Here is a 23,289-nt window from a genome sequence, read left to right on the forward strand (position 1 = left end):
GTTCCCGGACCTTCGTCGCGACAACGCTGCGCACTCATAGAGTCACACCGCGCAAGAGGTGAGTCAAGCTATTCCGGAAAAGTCGGACTTGCGCGCGTGGCGTAGCCGTAGCGGATCTCCGTCCCAGACACCTCAGCGCAGGCCGGGTGAGGCGACGTACGTCTCACCCGCGCCGGTCACCGTGAGTGGCCCTCCGGCGGCCGACCCCACCGCGGCCTGCCCGGGGCCGAGCGTCACGGGCGACATCGCGTCGGCGACGGTCACCTTGCCCGAGGTGCAGAGCACCACCCTGGGCCCCGGTGCACTCAACGTCACCTCGGGCCGAGCATCGTGCACCGACACCCGGTACAGCGCGAAGTCCGACACCGCAACGGGCCAGGTCACCACGCCGTCGGCGACCGGCCGAGGTGTCACCACCGGCTCGTCGAGCACCTCGAACCGGAGCACCCGCAGCAGCTCCGGCACGTCCACGTGCTTCGGGGTCAGCCCACCGCGCAGCACGTTGTCGCTGGCCGCCATCACCTCCACGCCCGTACCGCGCAGGTAGGCGTGCAGGTTCCCGGCCGGCATCCAGATCGCCTCACCCGGAGCGAGCCGGACCCGGTTGAGCAGCAACGCCACCAGCACCCCCGGGTCGCCCGGGTACGCCTCGGCGAGCCGGGCCACCAGGTCGGCGTCCGGTCCGGCGACCGCCGCCGCCCGGACCGCCGCGACCAGCCCGGCACGCTCCGTCGGCGGCCAGGTCAGCAGCGCGCGTACGGCCTCGGCCAGCCCGGCCGGCCCGGCACCGAGCGCGTCGACCACCGGCCGCAGCTCCGGTACGCCGAACCCGGCGAGCACCTCGGCCGAGCTCGCCGGATCCCGGAACCCGCACAGCGCCTCCATCGGCCCGAGCGCCACCAGCAGCTCCGGCTTGTGGAACGGGTCGACGTAGTTGCGGTGCCCGTCGGTACGGGCGTTGTCCGCGTCGTACCCGGCCCGGGCCTGCGCCGGATCCGGATGCGCCTGCAGGCTCAGCGGAGCGTCCGCGGCCAACACCTTGAGCAGGAACGGCAGCCGGCTGCCGAACCGCTCGACCACCTGCCGACCGAGCCACCCGTCGGGATCGGCGGCGAGCAGGTCGGTCAGGGCCACCCGGGCACCGTCGCGCTCCACCGCGGCCGGCGCACCCGGATGGGCGCCCAACCAGAGTTCGGCCTCCGGCCCGGCACTCGGCGTCGCCCGCCCCTGCAACTCGGCGATCGCCGAGCGGGAGCCCCAGGCGTAGTCCTTGATCGGCCCGTACAGCAGTTCCACCGGTCAACTCCCCGATCGGCCGGACACCTCGGCTGGCCCGCCCCGAGCATGGTAGATGTCTGGTTCCAGATAGATCACCCGGGCGACGGGCAGCGCGGCCCGGATCCGGGCCTCCACCGCGTCGATGCCCCGGGCCAGTTCCTCGGCGCTCTCACACCGCGAGACCGCGATCTTCGCGGCCACCATCAGCTCCTCCGGGCCGAGGTAGAGCGTCTTCATGTGGATGATCCGCTCGACCTCGGGACCGGCGGTGACCGCCCGCTCGATGGTCTCCACCTCGGCCGATTCGGCACCCTCACCGAGCAGCAGGCTCTTGGTCTCCATGGCGAGCACGATGGCGATCGTGACCAGCAGCAGTCCGATCATCGCGGTGCCCGCCGCGTCCCACCGGCCGTCGCCGGTGGCCAGGGTCATCCCCACCCCGAACAGGGCGAAGACCAGGCCGACCAGCGCGCCGAAGTCCTCCAGCAGCACCACCGGCAGTTCCGGTGCCTTGGACCGTCGGATGAACCTGATCCAGGACTGCCGGCCCCGGATCAGGTTCGACTCCCGGATCGCGGTACGGAACGAGAACGACTCCAGCCCGATCGCCACCAGCAGCACCGTCACCGGCACCCACTGCCAGCTGGTGATCCCGTGCGGCTCGGCCCACTTGTGCCACGCCTCGTAGAGCGCGAAGAGCCCACCCAGACTGAACAGCACGATCGCCACGAGGAACGCGTAGACGTAGCGCTCCCGGCCGTAGCCGAAGGGGTGCTGTGGGGTGGCCGCACGGCGGGCCCGCTTCCCGCCGAGCAGCAGCAGCGCCTGGTTGCCCGAGTCGGCCACCGAGTGGATCGACTCCGCCAGCATCGACGACGACATCGTCAGCAGGTACGCGACGAACTTCGTCACCGCGATGCCGAGGTTGGCCAGCAACGCGGCGATGATCGCCTTGGTGCCGCCCTCGACGCTCATCGCGCCGCTCCGCCGCGCTCGCTCACGCCGCCACCCCGCCGCGCCCGGTCACTGGTTGGCCAACTCCTTCATCTCCGTGATCGCCGGCACGGCCATCGGGTCCAGGCCGTGCGCCAGCGCGAGGTAGATCGAGGCGAAGTCGGGGACCGCGACCAGGGAGGCCAGCCGCTCCAGCGCCGAACCGCCCTCGGCGGTGACCACATCGCACCGGACGCCCCGCCGTTCGGCCAGGGTCTGCACCGCGTCGGCACGTCGTTCCTCGACCGCGAGGGGTTCGTCGGCGTCGTCCTCGGCGTTCAGCCCGCCATCGCGCAGCAGCACCAGCCGGAGCCGGGTCTCCTCGCCGGTCGAGGCGTCCGGATCGGCGAAGATGTCCCGCTCGCCCTCGGCCAGACCACCGAAGACGCCGTCGAGCAGACCGACCCGACCCCGACCGGCCTCACCCAGCGCACCGGTGACCACCGGATAGCGGGCGTTGGCCGACAGGGTGTCACCGAAGCGTCGGGCGGCGACCGAGGCCAGCGGCGACGAACCCCAGACGATCGGGATGGAACCGGCCAGCCCGAGCGCGAGGGACTTCGCCGGGTTGACGAAGGACTCCGCGCTGGGACGGCAGCGGTCCGCGTCGGCGTCCAGCCGGGCCGCCGTCTCCGCCAGATCCGCCTCGTTGACCTTGACCAGGCCGAGCGCCCGGGCAGCGAGCAGCACCGGCACGGTGAGCCCCCAGAGGCTGGCCCGGGCCGGCGCCCGCCGGGGCACCGGGATGAACGGGGCACGGGCCCGCTCGGCCACCGACTGCAGCTGCGAGTCCGCGGGGCCCACCGCCACCAGCCGGGCACCCCGCCGGTGCGCGGCCTCGGCGGCACCGAGCGCCTCCGGGCTCCGGCCGGAGGCGCTGACCGCGATCACCACGTCGGCCGCGCCGACCCAACCCGGCACGCCCGCACTGCGGTGCGCGATGACCGGCACCGGGCAGCGCGGTCCGGCCACCGTGGCCAGCACGTCACCGGTACGCCCGGCAGTGCCGATGCCGGCGATCACCACCGCCCGGGGGCGCCCGTCGTCGGCGAGTACCGACAGGTTCGCCTCGGCGGCCAACGCGGCCGACTCCCGCACCTGGGCACCGCCCGAGGCGGTGTGCCGCAGCATGCCACCCGGATCCCGCTCGGCCAACGCCTGCGGGTCGTCGAGCAGCCGGTCGTCGGCGTGGCGGTGACCGCTGACCCCGGCCGTCCCGTCGATCACGACCGCTCCGCCGGGCCGCGCGCCTCGTCCAGCAGCAACACCGGCACGTCGTCGCGGACCTCGAAGATCCGGCCGCACTCGGTGCAGGTCAGCGTCTGTGCCTGCGCGTCGTAGTCGAGTGGGGCATGGTGGGTGTCCGGGCAGGCGAGGATTTCCAGCAACTGCGGGTCGAGGGCCACGGCGCGGCTCCTTCCACTATGCGGCTTGACCGCTCGGCGGTGCCGAACGGCGCGAGCGATCCTATCGGCGCACCCGGGCGAGCACGTCGTCGCGCAGCGAGATCATCCGCTCCGCGGTCGGCGCCTCGACGTTGAGCCGCAGCAACGGCTCGGTGTTCGAGGCACGCAGGTTGAACCACGCCCGGTCCGGGAAGCGCAGCGTGAGTCCGTCCATCTCGTCGACCTCGGCCTCGGGGTACGCGGCCCGCACCTCGGCCACCTTGGCCGCCTGGTCCGCCACCGTCGAGTTGATCTCCCCGGAGGCGACGTAGCGCTCGTACTCGGCGGCGAGCGTGGACAGCGGCAACGGCTGTTCGCCGAGCGCCGCCAGGGTGTGCATCGCGGCCAGCATCCCGGTGTCGGCGAACCAGAAGTCCCGGAAGTAGTAGTGCGCCGAGTGCTCGCCGCCGAAGACGGCGTTGGTGCGGGCCATCTCGGACTTGATGAACGAGTGCCCCACCCGGGCCACCACCGGCTCGCCGCCGTGCTCACGGATGATCTCCGGCACGGCCATCGAGGTGATCAGGTTGTGGATGACCGTCGAACCGGGAGACTTGGCCAGCTCCCGGGCTGCGACCAGCGCGGTGATCGCCGACGGCGAGACCGGCTCGCCACGCTCGTCGACCACGAAGCACCGGTCGGCGTCGCCGTCGAACGCGAGCCCGATGTCCGCGCCGTGCGCCACCACCGCGCGTTGCAGGTCGACCAGGTTGGCCGGATCCAGCGGGTTGGCCTCGTGGTTGGGGAACGTGCCGTCCAACTCGAAGTACAGCGGCACGATCCGCAGCGGCAGGGCCGGCAGTACGGCGTCACCGAGCACGCTGGGCACGGTGTGCCCACCCATGCCGTTGCCGGCGTCGACCACCACCGTCAGCGGGCGGATGTCGGCCAGGTCCACCAGCGTGCGCAGGTGCGCCGCGTACTCGGTCAGCAGATCCCGCCGCTCGGCCGGCGCACTCGGCTCACCGACCGGCTCGTCCTTGTCGAGCAGCGCCTGGGCCCGGTCACGGACCTCGGCGAGCCCGCTGTCGTGTCCGACCGGGCGGGCACCGGCGTGACACATCTTGATGCCGTTGTACTGCGCCGGGTTGTGGCTGGCGGTGAACATCGCCCCGGGCAGTCCGAGCGAACCGGAGGCGAAGTAGACCATGTCGGTCGAGGCGAGTCCGATCTCGATGACCGGCCGCCCCTCGGCGCGTACGCCGGCGGCGAAGGCGGCAGCCAGTCCCGGCCCGGAGGCGCGCATGTCGTGCCCGATCAGCACGGCCTGCCCGGGCTCACCGGCGGCGTCGAGCAACTGCGCGAAGGCGGTGCCCAGCGCACCGGCGACCCGCTCGTCCCACTGGTCCGGCACCGTCCCACGGACGTCGTACGCCTTAACGATCTGGGACAGATCAGACACCGATTCCACTCCTCGACTGCAGGCTGTCAACGAACCTGAGCGTATCGGAGGGGCGGGCCTCCGCCCGGCTCAGCCGGTGAGCCCACGCCCGTACCTCGGCTCATCACCCTCTTCGGTGCGCGGCGGCGGCTCCGGCTGACCCGGCACCGCGGCACGTCCGGGCGGGCCGGGCGGGCCGGGCGGGGCGGAGGTCGGCGCGGCCGGTGGGGCGGAGGTCGGCGGAACGGAGGCCGGCGGGGCCGAGGCCGGCGCGTCGGCCGCCGGGCCGGCACCGGTCTGCGCGGGCGGCTCCCCCACCCCGGCCGGGCGGGCGCCGTACAGGCCGCCGGACGGGCGGGCGGCGGGTGGGCCGCCGTAGACCCGGGGCGTGGCGGGGCGGCCCGTCCCGTACACCTGACCCGGTGCCGCCGGCGGCAGCGGTCCCCGCCCGGCGTACGGCGGGACTCCGTCGCCCGACACGGGTGGCGCGGCGGCCGGCCCGCCCGCCGAGCGATAGGTCGTGCCGCCCGGGCTGCGCGGCGCCGGCACCGGGGCATCCGCACCGCGTCGACCCCGGTCCTTGCGCGACCGGTACACCAGTAGCCCGATGAGCAGGACGCCCGCCGCGACCATGGCAACACCGAAGTACATCACCGGCGACCCACCGGAGGACTGGTTGACCGCCTGCACCGGTGCGCCGGGGTTGTCCGCGAGGGCCACCGTCGGCGAGGGCGCGGCGGCCGATTCCTCGACGGTCGGCGCACTCTCGCTCGGGGTGGGGCTGGGCGACGGCGACGCCGACGGCGAGGCGGAGACCCGTCCGCCGACCACCCGGGACTCGGCCGCCGCCCGGCCCAGCACCACCCCGCGCGCCGTGACGGCCTCGCCCGCCACGATCAGCCGCCCGCCGGGCGCGTCCGCGCCGAAGGCGACGCGGTACCGGAAGGTCGCGCCCTTGCCCTCGCAGAGCTCGTCCTTCTCCGGCGCCACCGGCGCGGTGGTGACCAGACCGTCTCCACCGGAGACCGGCACGGTCACCCACTCGCGCCCCACCTGTGCCTGCACCACGACCTGGTCGGGCCGGACCCCGGGCAGGCTCAACGCCAGGGCACCCCGCACCCGTACGCAGCCCTCGGTGCGCTTGCGTACCTCCAGGCGGATCCCCTCGGCGGAACGGCCGGCGGTGAAGCTGCCCGCGGAGCGCACCCGCACCCGGTCCTCGTCGGCATGGGCGGGCGCCCCGCCGAGCAGCACCAGGCCACCCAGGAGTACGCAGACCGTCGCGAGCCGCGCCGCCTGGCGACGTACCGACATGATCATCCACCGTTCCTCCCCCGGGCGGGGAACCGCCGGTCAGGCTACTACCGACCACCGACCCCGGCAGGTCATCGAGAGTCCCGCATGTGTGCCGCGCCACCTCCGGCGCCCTCCGGCGGCGGCGCTCGTGGCGGTGCGGCACCGCCGGAGCGAGCCGACTCCCCCGCTGGGCTGCCCGGATTCCCTCGACAGCAGGGGGCGGTCACCTTCGGTAGGCCAAAGCGTGCCAACTGTCACGGGTTTCCGTTGTCCGGTAGGTTCACGTTGTGATCGACCGCGAACAGGCCGAGCAGATCGCCGCGGTGTGGGCCCGCCGCGATTCACAGCGCCTGGGTCACGAGTGCCGTGCGGTGGTCACCGAGTTCGACCTCGGGTACGTCATCACCTCCGCGGTGTCCGCGCAGGTCCGACCGCTCCCCGGCGACCTACCGACCACTGTGGTCGACAAGGAGACCGGAGCGGTGACCACCTGGCCCCGGGTCGCGCCCGACGTGGTCGAGCAACTCTTCCGGCGCAGTCGACCCACCGGTCCGCCGGTTCCCCGCACCGTCGACCCGGCCAGCCAGTTGCTGCGCGAGATCCATCGGCTGCCCACCCCCAGCACGGCGGCGCACCTGACCGTCGAGGGGCACATCTTCACCGCCCACGGCGCGAAGGCGGAGGTGCCGCTCAACCACCATCCGCTGGTCCGCGCCTACCTCGACGGACTGCCCGCCGGGCACCTGGTCCGCGGCGGCGACCGGCATGCCGAGTTCGTCGTACTCTCCGACGTCCTGCACGAGTACGACCACCGGCGCGTCGCCGAGGGCATCGCCCCGATGGACGCCGACGACGCGGCCGCCCTGCTCAGTGGGGCACGTTTCGAGTGCTACCTCGTCCGTGATGCCGGCGACCCGGCCGGTGGGCGGGCCGTCCGCCCCTGCGACTCCTGTCTCGACTTCCTCGTCCACTTCAACGTCCTACCGTGGGCGGAACGCGACCGGACGGCACCGTGGTATCCCGACCCCGCCACTGACCCGGAGCCGGGGCGCTTCCCGTCCGAGGTGACGTACGCGCTCGTCGCCGCCGGCTGGCGCCCGCACTTCGGCGACGTGGTGCTGGCGACGTCGGCCATCCGCGAGGTCCGAGCGGTGCGCGGCAGATCCCACGCGCACGCCGACTTCCCCGCCGCGCTGCGTACCCTGACCGCCTTTCCCAGCCTGGTCGGGGCCCGACTCGGGCCGGGCGAACAGGTCTGGATCTCCCGGTTCGACATCCGGCCCCGCCAGGTCGCGCACACCGCCGACACGCTCGCCGACTTCGCGGCCGTGCTCGGTGCGCGGTTGTTCCCGATCGGCACGGAGGACCAGCACAGCATCATCGCGGTGGACGAACACGGCCGGATCTTCGTACTGGATCAGGCGGGCGAGTGGTTCCTCGGCGCGGACATCGACGAGGCACTCGTCACCCTGCTGCGCGGCCACGCCCCCGCCCGGGTACGCCACGACGGCACCTGGTGAACCGCCCTCCGGTGTGAGGTGAGGGGCCCCTTCCCTACAGTTGCACGCCGGTGAGGACGGTGACCCGGGGTTCGGTGTAGTCGTCCATGGCGCTGCGCAGGCCCTCCCGGCCCACGCCGCTGCCCTTCACCCCGCCGTACGGCATCTGGTCGGCCCGGTACGACGGCACGTCGCCGACGATCACCCCGCCAACCTCCAGGGTCCGGGCCGCCGCGAAGGCGACGTCGAGGCGCCGGGTGAAGACGCCGGCCTGGAGGCCGTACGCCGAGTCGTTGACGGCGGCGAACCCGGCGCCGTCGTTCTCGACCCGGTCCACCACGAGCACCGGGCCGAAGACCTCCTCGACGCAGACCTTGGCGCCCCTGGGCACCCCGCTGAGCACGGTCGGCGGGTAGGTGGCACCGTCGCGCTCGCCGCCGGTCTCGACGGTGGCGCCGGCCGCGACCGCCTCGTCCACCCACGCCTGCACCCGGCGCGCGGCGTCGACGGAGACCAACGGGCCGACGTCGGTCAGCGGGTCGGTCGGGTCACCGGTACGCAGTTCCCGCACGGCCGCGACCAGCCGGGGCAGGAACCCGTCGTAGAGCCATTCGTGGACGTAGACCCGCTGCACCGCGATGCAGGACTGGCCGGCCTGGTAGTTGGCGAAGGTGGCGATCCGCCGCGCCGCGAAGGTGAGGTCCTCGTCACCGGCCCAGTCCTCGCAGATCAGCGCCGCCGCGTTGCCGCCCAGTTCGAGCGTCACGTGCTTCTCCGGCGCCGCCCGCCGGATGGCCGCGCCGACCGGCCCGGAGCCGGTGAACGAGACCACCGGCAGCCGGGGGTCGGCGACCAGTTCGGCGGCGCGTTCGTTGGGCAGCGGCAGCACCGAGAACATCCCCTCGGGCAGTTCGGTCTCGGCCAGGAGTTCGCCGAGCAGCAGCGCCGAGAGCGGGGTGGCCGGTGCCGGTTTGACCACGATGGGCGCGCCGACCGCGAGGGCCGGGGCGACCTTGTGGGCCACCAGGTTGAGCGGGAAGTTGAACGGGGTGATGCCCAGCACCGGCCCCTTCGGCACCCGCCGGATCAGGGCGATGCGGCCGGTGGCGGCCGGGTCGGTGTCGAGTCGCTGTAGTTCCCCGGAGTCCCGCCGGGCCTCCTCGGCCGCCCACCGGAAGGTGGAGACGGCCCGGCCCACCTCGGCCCGGGACCACTTCACCGGTTTGCCGTTCTCGGCGGTGATCAGAGCGGCGATCTCCTCGGCCCGCTCGGCGAGTCGGCGCGAGACGTGGTCCAGCGCCGCCGCGCGGGCGTGCGCGGGCAGCGCCGCGGCGGTCGCGGCCACCCCGGCCGCCGCGGCCACAGCGGCCTCGACCTGGTCGGCGGTGGCGAGGGTGGTACGGCCGACCGGACGCCCGTCGTACGGGTGGTGGACGGTCACCTCGTCGACCCCGTGGGTACGACGGCCGGCGACGAAGAACGGTGTGGGCTCCACGTTCGGCAGCCTAAACCACGAACAGGTCCACGGAAACGGTCGCCTTAACCCTTGTCTGCCGCGAATTCAGTAGCGAAGATGGCACCAACACTGCGATAACCGCCGTAGCGCACCCCCGGACCCCTCGGAGTGATCCAGTCATGAGTGACCAGCAGCAGCTGCGCAACTTCGTCAACGGCGAGTACGTCGAGCCGGTCGACGGCGGCTACGCCGACCTGATCGATCCGTGTACCGGTGAGGTCTTCGCCCAGGCCCCGGTCTCCGGGGCCGGCGACGTGGACGCGGCGATGCGGGCCGCCGCCACGGCCTTCGAGGGCTGGCGGGACAGCACCCCGGCGGAGCGGCAGAGGGCGCTGCTGAAGCTCGCCGACGCGGTCGAGGCCCGGGCCGCCGACCTGGTCGACGCGGAGGTACGCAACACCGGCAAGCCCCGGCAGCTGACCGCCGAGGAGGAGCTGCCGCCGGCGGTGGACGAGTTCCGCTTCTTCGCCGGTGCCGCCCGGCTGCTGGAGGGCCGCTCGGCCGGCGAGTACCTGGCCGGGCACACCTCGTACGTGCGGCGCGAGCCGATCGGCGTCTGCGCCCAGGTCACCCCCTGGAACTACCCGCTGATGATGGCGGTCTGGAAGATCGCACCGGCGCTGGCCGCCGGCAACACGGTGGTGCTCAAGCCGTCGGACACCACGCCGGTGTCGACGCTGCTGCTGGCCGAGATCGCCGCCGAGTACCTGCCGCCGGGCGTGTTCAACGTGGTCTGCGGCGACCGGGACACCGGCCGTTCCCTGGTCGCCCACCCCACCCCGCAGCTGGTGTCGATCACCGGCTCCACCCGGGCCGGCATGGAGGTCGCCGCCGCCGCCGCGCCCGACCTCAAGCGGACCCACCTGGAGCTGGGCGGCAAGGCACCGGTGGTGATCTTCGACGACGCGGACATCGCCGCGGCTGCGGAGGCGATCGCGGTCGGCGGCTACTTCAACGCCGGTCAGGACTGCACCGCCGCCACCCGGGTGCTCACCGCGCCCGGCGTGCACACCGACTTCGTCGCCGCCCTCACCGAGCAGGCCCGCAACACCCGGACCGGCGCGCCGGACGACGCCGACGTGCTCTACGGCCCGCTGAACAACGCCAACCAGCTGGCCCGGGTGCGTGGTTTCCTGGACCGGCTGCCCGACCACGCCACGGTGCAGACCGGCGGGTCGCAGGTAGGCGAGCGGGGCTACTTCTACGCCCCCACCGTCGTCTCCGGCGTCCGGCAGGACGACGAGATCATCCAGGACGAGGTGTTCGGGCCGGTGATCACCGTGCAGCGGTTCTCCGACGAGGACGAGGCGGTGCGCTGGGCCAACGGCGTCGACTACGGCCTGTCCGCCTCGGTCTGGACCCGCGACCACGGCCGGGCGATGCGGATGACCCGGCGGCTCGACTTCGGCTGCGTCTGGGTGAACACCCACATCCCGTTCATCTCCGAGATGCCGCACGGCGGGTTCAAGCACTCCGGGCACGGCAAGGACCTCTCGGTCTACAGCCTGGAGGACTACACCCGGATCAAGCACGTCATGCACAACATCGAGGGTTAGGTCAGCATCCATGGCGTCCTCGGAAGAGTTGCACAAGCGGCGGGTCGGCGCCGTCGCGCGGGGTGTCGGCAGCGTCATACCGTCCTACGTGGACACCGCCACCGGTGGCACCGTCACCGACGTCGAGGGCCGCGAGTGGATCGACTTCGCCGCCGGCATCGCGGTCACCAACGTGGGCAACTCCGCGCCGAAGGTGGTCGAGGCGGTACGCGCGCAGGTCGAGCGGTTCACCCACACCTGCTTCATGGTGGCGCCGTACGAGTCGTACGTGGCGGTCTGCGAGCAGCTCAACGCGCTGACCCCGGGCGGCTTCGAGAAGCGCTCGGCGCTGTTCAACTCCGGCGCCGAGGCGGTGGAGAACGCGGTGAAGATCGCCCGGCACGCCACCGGCCGGCCGGCGGTGGTGGTCTTCGACCACGCGTACCACGGTCGGACGAACCTGACCATGGCGTTGACGGCGAAGAACATGCCGTACAAGCACCGGTTCGGGCCGTTCGCGGGAGAGATCTACCGGGTGCCGATGTCGTACCCGCTGCGCGACGGCGGCCTGGACGGCGCCACGGCGGCGGCCCGCGCCGTCGAGCTGATCGAGAAGCAGGTCGGCGCGGAGAACGTCGCCGCGCTGCTGATCGAGCCGATCCAGGGCGAGGGCGGTTTCGTCGTACCGGCGCCGGGTTTCCTGCCGGCGCTGCGCACCTGGGCGACGGCGGCCGGGGTGGTCTTCGTCGCCGACGAGATCCAGACCGGCTTCTGCCGCACCGGCGACTGGTTCGCCTGCCAGCACGAGGGCGTCGAACCGGATCTGATCACCCTGGCCAAGGGCATCGCCGGTGGGCTGCCGCTGGCCGCGGTGACCGGCCGCGCGGAGCTGATGGACGCGGTGCACGTCGGCGGACTGGGCGGCACGTACGGCGGCAACCCGATCGCCTGCGCCGCCGCGCTGGCCGCCATCGAGACCCTGCACGAGCTGGACCTGGCCGCCGCCGCCCGGCGGATCGGGGCGGTGCTCGGCGACCGGCTGCGGGCCGTCGCCGCCCGCGACCCGCGGATCGCCGAGGTACGCGGACGCGGCGCGATGCTCGCCGTGGAGATCGTGCGGCCCGGCTCACTCACCCCCGATCCGGCCGCCACGGCGGCGATCTCGGCGGCCTGCCACGCCGCCGGACTGCTCACCCTCACCTGCGGCACGTACGGCAACGTGCTGCGTTTCCTACCCCCACTGGTCATCTCCGACGACGAGCTGGCCCGTGGCCTGGACATCCTGGACGCCGCATTCGGCTGACCCCGAACCGGCCGGGTGGTTGCCGCGTCCGCACCGCGCGGCAACCACCCGGCCCCGAACTCAGCGCAGCACCTCGACGGTGTTGTTGCGGACCAGGTTCTTGCCGGGTTCCCGGATCTGTTCCATCGCGGCGGCGTTGAGCAGCACGCAGCTGCCCGACGGGCCGGTCACCGTGACCGTGGTCGTCCGGTCGTTGTCCAGGTTGGTCACCCGCAGCCGGGTGCCCACCGGGAACCGGTCGCTGGTGGCGCCGGGGGTGGCGGCCTCCTCGAAGAACGTGATCGCGCCCTGGCAGGCCGATCCGGTCGCCGGGCGGCTTGCCGGCGGCGAGGCCGATCCGGGCCGGTCACCGACCTCGTCGGGCTGCCCGCCGCCGGGCTGCGCGACTCCCGGCGGCGCGGCGGCTTCACCCAGTTGCTCGACCACGTTGCGCCGAATGACGTTCTTGCCCGGTTCGCGGACCAGTTCCATCGCGGCGGAGTTGAGCAGCACGCAACTGCCCGACGGCCCGACCACGGTCACCTCCGCCGACCGGTCGTTGTCCAGATTGGTCACCCGCAGCCGGGTGCCGACCGGGAACCGGTCGCTGGTGGCCGCCGGTGTGCCGGCCTCGGCGGAGAATGTGATCGAGCCTGGGCAGACACTCGGTGCGGTTGTCGCGCTGTCGGCGAATCCGAGGCCGGTGCTCACCGCCATCGCCGCCGCCGCGGCCACCGCCACCCCCGCCGCCAGCAGGTACCTTCGCTGCAGCCCCACCTGTTGCCTCCCGTGCTCGGTGTCCGCCTTCGAGAGCTGGTACGGCCTGGGAGCGCTATCCAGTTCAGCACCGTGACGTGCATCGAGAACAAAGTTGCGAATGGCCCCTGGGCTGGGGGTCGGTCACAGCGGACCGTAGCGGGTGTGTGGCGCCCCGGTCAGCCCTCCCGATCGAGGCGGGAGATGCCGTCGATTCGGGAAGTTCGTCCACATATGTCCCGACCAGAAGTGCAAGCGTCGCGGGGGCGAGAGGCGGGGGGGCGAGATGCGCGGGGGTACGCGGGGTGGAGGGGGGTCAGGGAGTGTCCAGGAGGGGTTGGGTGGGGGTCCAGGGTGGGGCGCCGGTGGCGTCGTGGCGGCGGCGGGCGATGGCGGAGAGGGCCTCCAGGACCACGCGGTTGCCCAGGTAGGCGGTGATGTCGGCGTGGTCGTACGGTGGGGCGACCTCGACCACGTCCACGCCGACGATCGGGAGTTCGTAGCAGACCCGGCGGACGGCGTCGAGCAGCTGGCGCGAGGTGAAGCCGCCCGGTTCCGGGGTGCCGGTGCCGGGTGCCATGCCCGGGTCGACGACGTCCACGTCGACGGAGAGGAAGACTCCCTCGCACTCGTCGGTGGCGATGCCGAACGCCTCGGTGAGGCAGGTGTCCAGGCCCCGGGCGACGATCTCGGTCATCTCGTACGAGCGCATCCGCTGCTCGGCCATCCAGCGCAGCGTCGACGGTCCGGGCCAGTAGCCGCGCAGGCCGATCTGGAGGAAGCGGTCACCGCGTACCGCGCCGGATTCGATGAGTCGGCGCATCGGCTGGCCGTGCCCGTGCAGCGAGCCGAACTCGATGTCACCGGTGTCGGCGTGCGCGTCGAAGTGCACCATCGAGACCCGGCCGAGCCCGTGGTGGCGGGCCACGCCGGTGGCGTCGGGCAGGGCGATCGAGTGGTCACCGCCGAGGATCACCGGGATGGCGCCGGCCGAGGTGACCGCGTACACGGCGGTTTCCAGGGCGGCCAGCGAGCGTTCGATGTCGCCGGAGAACATCTCCACGTCACCGGCGTCGTACACGCACAGGTCCCGCAGCGCGTCGACGCGCAGGGCCAGCGACGGACGGGAGCCGTCGTGCGGCAGGTAGCAGGCCTGCCGGATGGCCGACGGCCCGAACCGGGTGCCGGGGCGGTGCGAGGTGCCGCCGTCGAAGGGTGCGCCGATGATGACCACGTCGGCGTCGGCGTACGTCACCGGCTCCTCGATGGTGCAGGGCGGCACGCCGAGGAAGGTGACGTCCGGGCCGTACATCTGGCCGTAGCGGGTCATCGTTCCTCCATGCCCCACGGGGAGCCGTATCCGGTGAGCAGGTCGAGGAAGGGTTTCGGCGGCAGTGCCTCGGGGCCGAGCACCCCGACGCCCGACCAGGCACCGGCGGCCAGCAGTTCGAGGGCGACGACCGGGTTCACCGCGGTCTGCCAGACCACGGCCTGGTGGCCGTACTCGCGCATCGACCACTCGTTGTCCACGACGTGGTACAGGTAGACCTCGCGGGGCCGACCGTCGACGCCGGTCCCCCGCACCCAGGTACCGGCGCAGGTCTTGCCCCGCATCCGGTCGCCGAGGGTGGCCGGGTCGGGCAGGCAGGCCGCCACCACGTCACGCGGCGACACCTCGACACCCTTCACGGCCACCGGCGCGGTGGCGTCCAGGCCGAGCTTGTGCAGCGTCTTGAGCACCTCGATGAACTCGTCGCCGAGGCCGTACTTGAAGGTGACCCGCTTCGCCGGCACCCAGCGCGGGATCAGCAGCACCTCCTCGTGTTCGACGTTGACGCACTCGACCGGGCCGATGCCTTCGGGGAAGTGGAACACCTCCGGCTCGCTGAACGGTTCGGTGGTGAACCAACCCCGCCCGTCCTCCCAGACCACCGGCGGGTTGAGGCACTCCTCGATGGTGGTCCAGATGGAGAACGACGGCGCGAAGTCGTAGCCGTCCACGGTCAGGTTCGCCCCGTCGCGTACCCCGATCTCGTCGATCTCGGTGAACAGCTCGTCGGCGGCGTACCGGGCGAAGACGTCGGACAGGCCCGGTTCGACACCGATGCCGCACAGCGCCAGCCGTCCCGCGTCGACCCACCGGTCGGCCGCCGCGAACTGCTCGTCGCCGAGCTTCACGCCGGTCTCCTGGTACGGCCGGGCCGGGTGCGGCCGGGACAGCGACATCGCCATGTCCAGGTAGTCGGCGCCGGCCGCGTACGCCCCGTCGAAGATCGGCATGACGAACCGTGGGTCGACCGCGTTGAGCACGTGGGTGATCCGGTGTGCCCGGCACAGCGCGGCGACCGCCTCCGCCGAACCGGCGTCGAGCTGGGCGGCGACGAACCGGTCGTCGCGGCCGGCGACGGCCCGGGCCGCGCGGGCGGGGTCGTAGTCGGCGACCACCACGGTCTCGAAGAAGGTGCGTCGGGCCGCGATGGCGACCACGGCGGAGCCGACCCCACCGGCGCCGACGAGCAGGATACGCATCAGGAATCGAACCCCAAACCAAACCGATCGAGTGTACGGAGCCAGCGGTTGCGCCGCCCCTGTCGCGCGTCGGCGCGGGCCAGGGACCAACGGGTGAGCCCGATGCCGACCGCGCGGGCCGGTTCGGGTGGGAACGGCAGCGGCTTGTCCCGGACCAGGGCCAGCCGGGTCAGCGGGGTGTCCGCACCGGCGAGCAGGTCGAGCAGCACCCGGGCGCCGAAGCGGGTCGCCCCCACGCCCAGCCCGGTGTACCCGGCCGCGTACGCCAGCCGCCCGCCGTAGGCGGTGCCGAAGAACGCGCAGAACCGGGTGCAGGTGTCGATCACGCCACCCCACCGGTGACTGAACCGCACCTCCGTCAGCTGCGGGAAGGTGGTGAAGAAGTGGTCGGCCAGGGCGGTGAAGGTGGCGTCCCGTTGGGCCAACGCGGGCGCCATCCGGTTGCCGTAGTGGTAGACCGCGTCGTAGCCGCCGAACAGGATCCGCCCGTCGCCGGTGATCCGGTAGTAGTGGAACTGGTTGCCGGTGTCGGCCAGCCCCTGCCGGTTGCGCCAGCCGATGGCGTCCCGCTGGGCCGGGGTCAGCGGCTCGGTCATCAGCGCGTAGTCGTACACCGGCACGGTCCAGGCCCGCAGCCGGCGCAGCAGCGGCGGGAAGGCGTTGGTGGCCAGCACCATCCGGTCGGCGCGGACCGTGCCGGGGACGCCACCGACCCCGGTGGTCTCGGCGAGCAGGGCGGCACCGGCCCGGCGCAGCCCGGTGACCCGGGTGTGTTCGTGGACCCGTACCCCGAGGTCGAGGCAGGCCCGGCGCAGACCCCAGGCCAGCCGCGCCGGATCGAGCAGCGCCACCCGGTCGCGGTCCCACAACCCGCCGAGGTACGTCGGCGAGTCGACCTCGGCGCGCACCTCGTCGGCGTCGAGCAGGGTGACGTGGTGGCCGTGGCGGCGGGCCAGCGCCGCGTCCTCGGCCAGCCCGTCGAGCTGGTACGGCTCGACCGCCACCGCCAGTTCGCCGGTGCGCGCGAAGTCGCAGTCGATGCCGTACTCGGCCACGGTCGCCGCGATGGCGTCGAGGTTCTCCCGGCCCAGCCGTTCCAGCTCGTCGATCTCGCCGGGGAACCGTTGCACCCCGTTGGCCAGCCCGTGGGTGAGCGAGGCGGCGCAGAACCCGCCGTTGCGCCCGGACGCCGCCCAGCCGCAGGTGCCGGCCTCCACCAGCAGCACGTCCCGCCCCGGGTCGGCCCGCTTGGCCAGCAGGGCGGCCCAGAGCCCGCCGTACCCGCCGCCGACCACCAGCAGGTCGGCGGAGGTCGAACCGGTCAGCGGCGGCAGCGGGTCGGGCCGTTCCGGCCGGTCGAGCCAGTACGGCGCGCGTACCGCCTCGGCGAGCGCCCGGCCCGGCCCCGGCCGGGTCATGACCGGCTGGTCGCTGTCGGGGTCGGGACGGCTACCGCGACCGCTGCCCGGCGGGCCCGCCGGCCCCGCAGCGAGCTGGCCAGCACCAGCAGCAGCGCGATCAGGAACATGGCCGTGCCGATGACGTTGACCTGCGGCGGGATGCCCCGCTGGGCGGCACCCCAGACGTACATCGGGAACGTCACGGTGGTGCCGGAGTTGAAGTTGGTGATGATGAAGTCGTCGAAGCTCAGCGAGAAGGCCAGCAGGGCGGCGGCGACGATGCCGGGCAGCACCAGCGGCAGGGTGATCCGACGGAACGTCTGCCACTCGCTGGCGTACAGGTCCATCGCCGCCTCCTCCAGCCGCCGGTCCATCCCGGCCAGCCGCGCCTTGACCGTCACCACCACGAACGACACGCAGAACATCACGTGCGCGATGACGATGGTCCAGAAGCCCAGCGGCACCCCACCGGCGACGAAGAGCGCGAGCAGCGACGTGCCCATCACCAGTTCCGGGGTGGCCATCGGCAGGAAGATCAGCACGTTGAGCCCGGAACGCCCCCGGAACCGGTGCCGGACCAGCGCGAACGCCATCAGCGTACCGAGCGCGGTGGCGGCGACGGTGGCGATGAAGCCGATCTGCACGCTGCGCAGTACCGCGTCGCACATGTCGGAGGTGGCGCACGGGTTGCGCCAGTTGTCGAGGGTGAACTCGTTGAAGTCGTACGACAGCCGGCTGGACGGGCGGTTGAACGACAGGGCGGCGACCACGGCGATCGGCAGGAACAGGTAGCCGAGCACCAGCAGGGCCACGCCCATCACCCAGTGCTGGGCGAACCACCGGGAGACACGACTCATAGGACTTCCTCCGTACCGGCCCGGCGCAGGTAGACGAAGACCACCGCGAGGATCGCCGACATCAGCAGGAACGACAGCGCCGCGCCCTGCGGGTAGTCCAACCGGACCAGGAACGCCGAGTCGATGACGTTGCCGATCATGTACTCGTTCGGGGTGCCGAGCAGTTCGGCGTTGATGTAGTCGCCGGTCGCCGGGATGAAGAAGAGCAGGGTGCCGGCGATCAGGCCGGGCATGGAGAGCGGCAGGGTGACCCGGCGGAAGGTCTTCAGCGGGCTGGCGTACAGGTCGCTGGCGGCCTCCAGCAGCCGGTAGTCGAGCCGTTCCAGGCTCGCGTAGAGCGGCAGCACCAGGAACGGCAGGAAGTTGTACGTCAGGCCGAGCACCACCGCGATCGGAGTGGCCAACAGCCGCCCGTCCGGGCCGAGCAGGTGCACGTCACGCAGCAGCCCGACCAGCCAACCGTTGTCCGACAGGATGGTCTTCCAGGCCAGCGTCCGCACCAGGAAGCTGGTGAACATCGGCGCTACCACGCAGACCAGCAGCAGGTTCTTCCACCGGCCGGCCTTCTGGGCGATCGCGTACGCCAGCGGGTAGCCCATCAGCAGCGCCAGCACCAGCGCGATGCCGGCGTACAGGAACGACCGGGTGAACTGCGGCCAGTACTGCTGCAGTGCCGTCGGATAGTTGCCGAACGCCCAGGTCAGCGCGTACCCGGTGGAGAGCGTGCCGTTCGGGTCGTAGAGGCTGGCCGCGGCGAGTTGCAGCAGCGGCAGGGCGAAGAAGAGGAAGAGCCAGGCGGCACCGGGCAGCAGCAGCAGGTACGGCAGGAACCGGTGGCGTCCGGGGCGGGCAGCCGGCGGCGGCGACGCCGACTGCCCGGAGCCGGTGGGTACGTGAGCCAGCGCGCTCACGCCGTCGCCTCGCTTCGCAGGCTCATGAGGACGCCCCGACCGGCTCGTCCAGCACCGGAGTGGTCCGGTCTTCCTCGTCGGCGCGGCGGCCGAGCAGGAAGGCGTGCCGGGGATCCCAGTACGCCACGGCCCGCTCGCCGACCGCGAACCGCTGCTGTGCCCCGCTGTTGGCGACGAAGACGCTCAGCTCGGTGCCCCACCCGGTACGCAGCAGGTACTGCGTGCTCACCCCCACGTAGGAGGCGTCGGTGATCGTCCCGTCGAGGTGCTGGCTGCCGGACGGCACCTGCACGGCGGCACCGGCCAGGTGCAGCTTCTCGGGACGTACCCCCAGGTAGACGGGGCCCTGGTTGGTGCGCGCCCGGGCCGAGGGCACGGAGAACCGGGCACCGTGCGCGGTGACCAGGATGTCCCCGCCGTTGCCGCCGGAGACGTCCCCGGCGATCAGGTTGGACTGGCCGAGGAAGTTGGCCACGAACGCGGTGGCCGGGAACTCGTAGATCTCGGCCGGCGCGCCGAGCTGTTCGATCCGCCCGGCGTTCATCACCGCGACGGTGTCGGCCATCGTCATGGCCTCCTCCTGGTCGTGGGTGACGTGCACGAAGGTGATGCCGACCTCGGTCTGGATCCGCTTCAGTTCGATCTGCATCTGCCGACGCAGTTTGAGGTCGAGCGCGCCGAGCGGCTCGTCGAGCAGCAGCACCTGCGGGTGGTTGATCAACGCGCGGGCCAACGCGACGCGCTGCTGCTGGCCGCCGGAGAGCTGCGCCGGGCGGCGCCGCTCGTAGCCGGCGAGCTGCACCAGCGACAGCATCTGCCGGACCTGGCCGTCGACCGAGCGGATGCCGCGCCGACGCAGCCCGAACGCCACGTTCTCGAAGATGTCCAGGTGCGGGAAGAGCGCGTAGCTCTGGAACACCGTGTTGACCGGCCGCTTGTACGGCCGCAGCCGGGCGATGTCCCGGTCACCGAGCAGCACCTGCCCGCTGGTCGGCTCCTCCAGACCGGCGATCATCCGCAGCGTGGTCGTCTTGCCGCAGCCGGAGGCACCGAGCAGGGCGAAGAACGAGCCCTGCGGGATGGTCAGGCTGAGGTCGTCGACGGCGGTGAACGCGCCGAACGTCTTGGTGAGGTGGGCCAGGCGCAGGTCGCCGGCCGGTGTCTCCCGCGCCATCGTCACGCTCCGATAACCTGCTGGAACTTGGTCTCGTACTCGCGCTCCTGCTGCTCGTCCAGCGCCATGAAGACCCGGGCCTTGGAGAGCATCGCCTCGTCCGGGAAGATCAGCGGGTTCTCGGCCAGTTCCGGATCGATCTTCTCCATCTCCGCCTGCGCGCCCTGCACGGGGCAGATGTAGTTGACGTACGCGGCGAGCTGGGCGGCCACCGCCGGCTCGTAGTAGTAGTTGATCAGCTCTTCGGCGTTGCCCTTGTGGGTCGCCCGGTTCGGCACGAGCATGTTGTCCGACCAGAGGGTCGCACCGGACTCCGGCACCACGAACTTGATCTGGTCGTCCTCGAAGCCGAGTTGGATGATGTCGCCGGACCAGCCGATGCACGCCGCGATGTCGCCCTTGGCCAGGTCGGGGGCGTAGTCGTTGCCGGTGAAGCGGCGGATCTGCCCGGAGGCGACGGCCTTCTTGAGCTTGTTCAGCGCGTCGTCGAACTGGTTGCTGGTGAAGTCGGCCGGGTTGTGGCCGTTGGACATCAGCAGCAGCCCCATGGTGTCGCGCATCTCGGTCAGCGCGGTCACCTTGCCCTTGAGGTCGGGCCGGGTGAGCAGTTCGTCGACGGTACGGAGTTCGCCGGTGACCCGGCCGTTGTAGGCCAGCCCGGCCAGGCCGGACTGCCACGGCACGGCGAGGTGGTTGTCCACGTCGAACGGGCGGTTGCGCAGCGAGGGCAGCAGGTTGGCCTCGACGTTGGGCAGCTTCGACTTGTCGAGCCGCTGGATCCACCCCAACCGGATCATCCGGGCGGCCATCCAGTCGGTGAGCACCATGACGTCGCGCCCGGTGGCCTGGCAGGCCGCGAGCTGGTTCTGCACCTTGCCGAAGAACTCGTTGTTGTCGTTGACGTCCTCGGTGTAGGTCACCTGGATGCCGGTCTTGCTGACGAAACCGTCGAGGGAGGGCCGCTTGCTGTTGTTGTCCTCGTCGACGTCCATGTATTGCGGCCAGTTGGAGAAGGCCAGTTTCTTCTCCGTGGCGGACAGGTCCTCGCTGGCGCAGCCGGCCTCGGTCTGCTGGGCGCCGGGCGTGCCACAGCCGGCGAGGGCGCCACCCGTGGCGACCAGGGCGGCCGACCCGAGCGTGCCGGTGAGCAGACCACGCCGGGTGAGGGGCCGGAAAGCGGTTCGCATGTGACGACTCCTAGGGGGGTCATCGTCGGCGGGCGGGACGGGGTGGCGCGCCGGCGGGAGGGTCAATGGCGATGGACGACTGATCCTGACATGAGGAACCCTCTCTCACAAGGGATTCCGTAGCCGGAATAGCTCCCGACGACGAATTACGCCAGACTGCCCGATGGCATTAGGCTCAGCCCGGTGATGGACATGGGGAGCAGTCGATGACGAACCGGCAGCACGACAACGGCAACGGCAACGGCGGGCGCCGGGTCAGCGTGCGCGAGGGCGCGAGCCACGCGTTGCTCGACGACGTGGCCAAGCAGATCATCGAGCAGTTGCAGGAGGACGGGCGCCGCCCCTACGCGACCATCGGCAAGGCGGTCGGGCTCTCCGAGGCGGCGGTACGCCAGCGCGTGCAGCGCCTGCTCGACGCCGGGGTGATGCAGATCGTCGCGGTCACCGATCCACTCCAGCTCGGCTTCCCCCGGCAGGCCATGATCGGCCTGCGTACCGACGGTGACCTGGAATCCGTCGCCGACCGGATCGCCGAGCTGGAGGAGGTCGACTACGTGGTGATCACCGCCGGCTCGTTCGACCTACTGGCCGAGGTGGTCTGCCGCAACGACGAGCACCTGCTGGAGATCCTGCAACGGCTGCGCGCGGTTTCCGGTGTGGTCTCCACCGAAGCCTTCGTCTACCTCAAACTGCGCAAACAGACCTACACCTGGGGCACCGCCTGACCCGCTCGGCCCGCCCGGCCCGAGCCCCGCTTGACCCGGCCAGCCCCGCTCGACCCGCCAGCCCCGCTCGACCCGCCAGCCCCGCTCGACCCGCCAGCCCCGCTCGACCCGCCAGCCCCGCTCGATCGACTCCGATTCGTCGTAACGGTGGCATCAGCACCGCGCAGACCCCACCCGGCGGAACGGAGTCGATCACCCGACCGACCCATGCCACCGGGACGGTTCGAGCGGGCGGCGGCGACCTAGTCGGGTTCGCCGGGGCGGCCCAGTGGTCGAGGTCGGTCAGGCAGCCGGTGGGCGCGGGGTGGCGGCGACGAACGCCCGCCAGGCGGTCGGGGCGAAGGCCAGGGTGCCCGTGTCGCGGGCCTTGCTGTCCCGCACCAGGACCCGGCCCGGCAGGTTGTCGGCCACCTCGACACAGGCGCCGCCGTTGTTGCTGCTGCGGCTGGCGGTGCGCCAACGGGCGCCGGTCAGCTCCATGTCGTCGCCACCTCCCTGATCAGCTCGATGGACCGGCGACGGGGCAGCGCCTCACCGGTGACGCTCTCCCATCTCGCGCCCAGGCTAGCAAGGTCGGCACGCTCGGTCACCACCTGACCGCGCAGCTGGTTGTCCAGGTAGGCCGCCTCGCTACCGTCCGCCGTCCGGGCCAGCACGAACGGCCCGGCCAGCCCGGTGTGCCACGGGTTCTCCGCCGGGATCACCCGCACCTGCACGTTCTCCCGCTCACCCAGGTCGGCCAGATGGGTCAGCTGCCCGGCCATCACCGCCTGATCGCCGCCCACCCGCCGACGCAGCACCACCTCGTCGATCACCGCCACCAGTTGCAGCGGAACCTCACGCTCCAGCACCCGCTGCCGATCCAACCGCGCCGCGACGATCTCCTCCACCTCCGCCGGCGCGACCAGGCCGCCGGTCGCCAGCACCGCCCGGGCGTACGCCTCGGTCTGGAGCAGACCCGGCACCAGCAGCGGCTCATACCACCGGAACGAGCTGGCCCTGCGCTCCAGTTCCGCCCACTCCCGGAACCACGGCAGGTCCCGGCGACGGAACGGCTCCGGCCAGAGTTCCTTCGGCTGGCGGCCGAGGACGGCGGCAACGGCGGCCCGGGTACCCGGATGCGGGGTACGCCCATCAGCCACCCAGCGTCCCGCCGTCTTCGGGTCGACGCCGACCTTCTCCGCCAACGACTGCGCCGTCTCGCCCTTGTCCGCCATCGCCAACCGCAGTGTCTCGTTCATCTGTCGGCCTCCGCCCGCGCGTCACGTTCCGCCGAACGCTAGCCACTCTGGGTGGTGCTGTCCGCCCGGCCTCGGCGTGTTGCGGGCGGGACTGTTTCGCGCATCCAAGGGACGACCGCGATGCCCCCCAAACGCCCTGGACACGCCCCGCCATCCACCTCCGCGCCCACCACCCCCCCCACCCCCCCCCCCCCCCCCCCCCCCCCCCCCCCCCCCCCCCCACCCGGCAAGCACCCCGCCCCACCCCCACCAACAATACCCCCACCCCATGCCCTCCTCTTCTT

Annotated in this window: 21 protein-coding genes; 4 read left to right on the plus strand and 17 right to left on the minus strand. The window is 72.2% G+C overall.

All coding sequences use genetic code 11. The features are described from left to right. Positions 1 to 132 precede the first annotated feature (132 nt). The 6 genes from manA to D2L64_RS22240 all read right to left on the minus strand — a co-directional run bounded on the left by manA (position 133) and on the right by D2L64_RS22240 (position 6,411). A complete protein-coding gene (manA, locus tag D2L64_RS22215) occupies positions 133 to 1,296 on the minus strand; it encodes a mannose-6-phosphate isomerase, class I (protein ID WP_119579148.1) in 1,164 nt (387 codons plus the stop codon). A gap of 3 nt (positions 1,297 to 1,299) precedes the next feature. Continuing rightward, positions 1,300 to 2,253, minus strand: a complete 954-nt coding sequence (locus tag D2L64_RS22220; protein WP_119579149.1) for a cation diffusion facilitator family transporter — start codon at positions 2,251 to 2,253, stop codon at positions 1,300 to 1,302. A 48-nt stretch (positions 2,254 to 2,301) separates the two neighbouring features. After that, positions 2,302 to 3,498 carry an SIS domain-containing protein gene (locus D2L64_RS22225; protein WP_119579150.1) on the minus strand — a complete coding sequence of 399 codons (1,197 nt, stop codon included), beginning with the start codon at positions 3,496 to 3,498 and terminating at the stop codon, positions 2,302 to 2,304. After that, positions 3,495 to 3,677: a Trm112 family protein gene (locus D2L64_RS22230; RefSeq protein ID WP_013731721.1), complete on the minus strand. Its 183-nt coding sequence runs from the start codon at positions 3,675 to 3,677 to the stop codon at positions 3,495 to 3,497. Before D2L64_RS22230 ends, D2L64_RS22225 begins: the two co-directional genes overlap by 4 nt. Before the next feature lie 61 nt (positions 3,678 to 3,738). Beyond that, positions 3,739 to 5,118 carry a phosphomannomutase/phosphoglucomutase gene (locus D2L64_RS22235; protein ID WP_119579171.1) on the minus strand — a complete coding sequence of 460 codons (1,380 nt, stop codon included), beginning with the start codon at positions 5,116 to 5,118 and terminating at the stop codon, positions 3,739 to 3,741. Between the two features lie 69 nt (positions 5,119 to 5,187). Then, positions 5,188 to 6,411, minus strand: a complete 1,224-nt coding sequence (locus tag D2L64_RS22240; RefSeq protein ID WP_147376285.1) for a hypothetical protein — start codon at positions 6,409 to 6,411, stop codon at positions 5,188 to 5,190. 269 nt (positions 6,412 to 6,680) lie between these two features. Here D2L64_RS22240 and D2L64_RS22245 point away from each other — a divergent pair, with 269 nt between their 5' ends. Next, positions 6,681 to 7,913, plus strand: a complete 1,233-nt coding sequence (locus tag D2L64_RS22245; RefSeq protein WP_119579152.1) for an SUKH-3 domain-containing protein — start codon at positions 6,681 to 6,683, stop codon at positions 7,911 to 7,913. 34 nt (positions 7,914 to 7,947) lie between these two features. Here the strand turns inward: D2L64_RS22245 and D2L64_RS22250 are convergent, their stop codons facing one another. Next, positions 7,948 to 9,387 (minus strand): aldehyde dehydrogenase family protein, encoded by a 1,440-nt coding sequence (locus tag D2L64_RS22250; RefSeq protein ID WP_119579153.1) that lies wholly within the window; start codon positions 9,385 to 9,387, stop codon positions 7,948 to 7,950. Positions 9,388 to 9,527: 140 nt separating this feature from the next. Between D2L64_RS22250 and D2L64_RS22255 the strand changes: the two genes are divergently transcribed. Together D2L64_RS22255 and gabT are read left to right on the plus strand one after the other, a co-directional pair. After that, positions 9,528 to 10,964 carry a gamma-aminobutyraldehyde dehydrogenase gene (locus D2L64_RS22255; protein ID WP_119579154.1) on the plus strand — a complete coding sequence of 479 codons (1,437 nt, stop codon included), beginning with the start codon at positions 9,528 to 9,530 and terminating at the stop codon, positions 10,962 to 10,964. Between the two features lie 10 nt (positions 10,965 to 10,974). Further along, entirely contained in the window at positions 10,975 to 12,246 is a 1,272-nt protein-coding gene (gene gabT, locus D2L64_RS22260) for a 4-aminobutyrate--2-oxoglutarate transaminase (RefSeq protein WP_119579155.1), read from the plus strand. Between the two features lie 60 nt (positions 12,247 to 12,306). Here the strand turns inward: gabT and D2L64_RS22265 are convergent, their stop codons facing one another. The 8 genes from D2L64_RS22265 to D2L64_RS22300 all read right to left on the minus strand — a co-directional run bounded on the left by D2L64_RS22265 (position 12,307) and on the right by D2L64_RS22300 (position 21,039). Next, entirely contained in the window at positions 12,307 to 13,002 is a 696-nt protein-coding gene (locus D2L64_RS22265) for an RlpA-like double-psi beta-barrel domain-containing protein (protein ID WP_119579156.1), read from the minus strand. Between the two features lie 295 nt (positions 13,003 to 13,297). After that, positions 13,298 to 14,311 carry an agmatinase gene (gene speB / locus D2L64_RS22270; RefSeq protein ID WP_119579157.1) on the minus strand — a complete coding sequence of 338 codons (1,014 nt, stop codon included), beginning with the start codon at positions 14,309 to 14,311 and terminating at the stop codon, positions 13,298 to 13,300. Then, entirely contained in the window at positions 14,308 to 15,510 is a 1,203-nt protein-coding gene (locus D2L64_RS22275) for a saccharopine dehydrogenase family protein (protein WP_119579158.1), read from the minus strand. Before D2L64_RS22275 ends, speB begins: the two co-directional genes overlap by 4 nt. Beyond that, positions 15,510 to 16,928 (minus strand): NAD(P)/FAD-dependent oxidoreductase, encoded by a 1,419-nt coding sequence (locus tag D2L64_RS22280; RefSeq protein ID WP_119579159.1) that lies wholly within the window; start codon positions 16,926 to 16,928, stop codon positions 15,510 to 15,512. The genes D2L64_RS22275 and D2L64_RS22280 overlap by 1 nt, the downstream gene beginning before the upstream one ends. Further along, a complete protein-coding gene (locus D2L64_RS22285) occupies positions 16,925 to 17,767 on the minus strand; it encodes an ABC transporter permease (protein WP_119579160.1) in 843 nt (280 codons plus the stop codon). Before D2L64_RS22285 ends, D2L64_RS22280 begins: the two co-directional genes overlap by 4 nt. Further along, entirely contained in the window at positions 17,764 to 18,678 is a 915-nt protein-coding gene (locus D2L64_RS22290; RefSeq protein ID WP_119579161.1) for an ABC transporter permease, read from the minus strand. The genes D2L64_RS22285 and D2L64_RS22290 overlap by 4 nt, the downstream gene beginning before the upstream one ends. A gap of 22 nt (positions 18,679 to 18,700) precedes the next feature. Then, positions 18,701 to 19,852: an ABC transporter ATP-binding protein gene (locus D2L64_RS22295; protein ID WP_119579162.1), complete on the minus strand. Its 1,152-nt coding sequence runs from the start codon at positions 19,850 to 19,852 to the stop codon at positions 18,701 to 18,703. Between the two features lie 2 nt (positions 19,853 to 19,854). Continuing rightward, entirely contained in the window at positions 19,855 to 21,039 is a 1,185-nt protein-coding gene (locus tag D2L64_RS22300) for a polyamine ABC transporter substrate-binding protein (protein ID WP_119579163.1), read from the minus strand. Between the two features lie 206 nt (positions 21,040 to 21,245). Between D2L64_RS22300 and D2L64_RS22305 the strand changes: the two genes are divergently transcribed. Then, positions 21,246 to 21,764 carry an Lrp/AsnC family transcriptional regulator gene (locus D2L64_RS22305; RefSeq protein WP_119579164.1) on the plus strand — a complete coding sequence of 173 codons (519 nt, stop codon included), beginning with the start codon at positions 21,246 to 21,248 and terminating at the stop codon, positions 21,762 to 21,764. A 282-nt stretch (positions 21,765 to 22,046) separates the two neighbouring features. Here D2L64_RS22305 and D2L64_RS22315 read toward each other — a convergent pair whose 3' ends face one another. Next, the gene (locus tag D2L64_RS22315) at positions 22,047 to 22,244 is read right to left on the minus strand and encodes a DUF397 domain-containing protein (RefSeq protein ID WP_119579166.1); all 198 of its coding nucleotides are present in this window, start codon (positions 22,242 to 22,244) and stop codon (positions 22,047 to 22,049) included. Further along, positions 22,235 to 23,005, minus strand: coding sequence for a helix-turn-helix domain-containing protein (locus D2L64_RS22320; protein ID WP_119579167.1), 771 nt, complete (start codon positions 23,003 to 23,005; stop codon positions 22,235 to 22,237). Before D2L64_RS22320 ends, D2L64_RS22315 begins: the two co-directional genes overlap by 10 nt. Positions 23,006 to 23,289: the final 284 nt, after the last annotated feature.

The organism is Micromonospora radicis (assembly GCF_003583405.1).
GTDB classification, from domain to species: Bacteria; Actinomycetota; Actinomycetes; order Mycobacteriales; family Micromonosporaceae; genus Micromonospora; species Micromonospora radicis.

What these genes read in the sequence shown, in the direction of transcription:
- D2L64_RS22255 (WP_119579154.1), top strand. Translation starts at nt 9,528, where the DNA reads ATGAGTGACCAGCAGCAGCTGCGCAACTTCGTCAACGGCGAGTACGTC.
- D2L64_RS22320 (WP_119579167.1), bottom strand. Translation starts at nt 23,005, where the DNA reads ATGAACGAGACACTGCGGTTGGCGATGGCGGACAAGGGCGAGACGGCG.
- D2L64_RS22240 (WP_147376285.1), bottom strand. Translation starts at nt 6,411, where the DNA reads ATGTCGGTACGTCGCCAGGCGGCGCGGCTCGCGACGGTCTGCGTACTC.
- D2L64_RS22300 (WP_119579163.1), bottom strand. Translation starts at nt 21,039, where the DNA reads ATGCGAACCGCTTTCCGGCCCCTCACCCGGCGTGGTCTGCTCACCGGC.
- speB (WP_119579157.1), bottom strand. Translation starts at nt 14,311, where the DNA reads ATGACCCGCTACGGCCAGATGTACGGCCCGGACGTCACCTTCCTCGGC.
- D2L64_RS22305 (WP_119579164.1), top strand. Translation starts at nt 21,246, where the DNA reads ATGACGAACCGGCAGCACGACAACGGCAACGGCAACGGCGGGCGCCGG.
- D2L64_RS22220 (WP_119579149.1), bottom strand. Translation starts at nt 2,253, where the DNA reads ATGAGCGTCGAGGGCGGCACCAAGGCGATCATCGCCGCGTTGCTGGCC.
- D2L64_RS22280 (WP_119579159.1), bottom strand. Translation starts at nt 16,928, where the DNA reads ATGACCCGGCCGGGGCCGGGCCGGGCGCTCGCCGAGGCGGTACGCGCG.
- D2L64_RS22285 (WP_119579160.1), bottom strand. Translation starts at nt 17,767, where the DNA reads ATGAGTCGTGTCTCCCGGTGGTTCGCCCAGCACTGGGTGATGGGCGTG.
- D2L64_RS22315 (WP_119579166.1), bottom strand. Translation starts at nt 22,244, where the DNA reads ATGGAGCTGACCGGCGCCCGTTGGCGCACCGCCAGCCGCAGCAGCAAC.
- D2L64_RS22275 (WP_119579158.1), bottom strand. Translation starts at nt 15,510, where the DNA reads ATGCGTATCCTGCTCGTCGGCGCCGGTGGGGTCGGCTCCGCCGTGGTC.
- D2L64_RS22295 (WP_119579162.1), bottom strand. Translation starts at nt 19,852, where the DNA reads ATGGCGCGGGAGACACCGGCCGGCGACCTGCGCCTGGCCCACCTCACC.
- gabT (WP_119579155.1), top strand. Translation starts at nt 10,975, where the DNA reads ATGGCGTCCTCGGAAGAGTTGCACAAGCGGCGGGTCGGCGCCGTCGCG.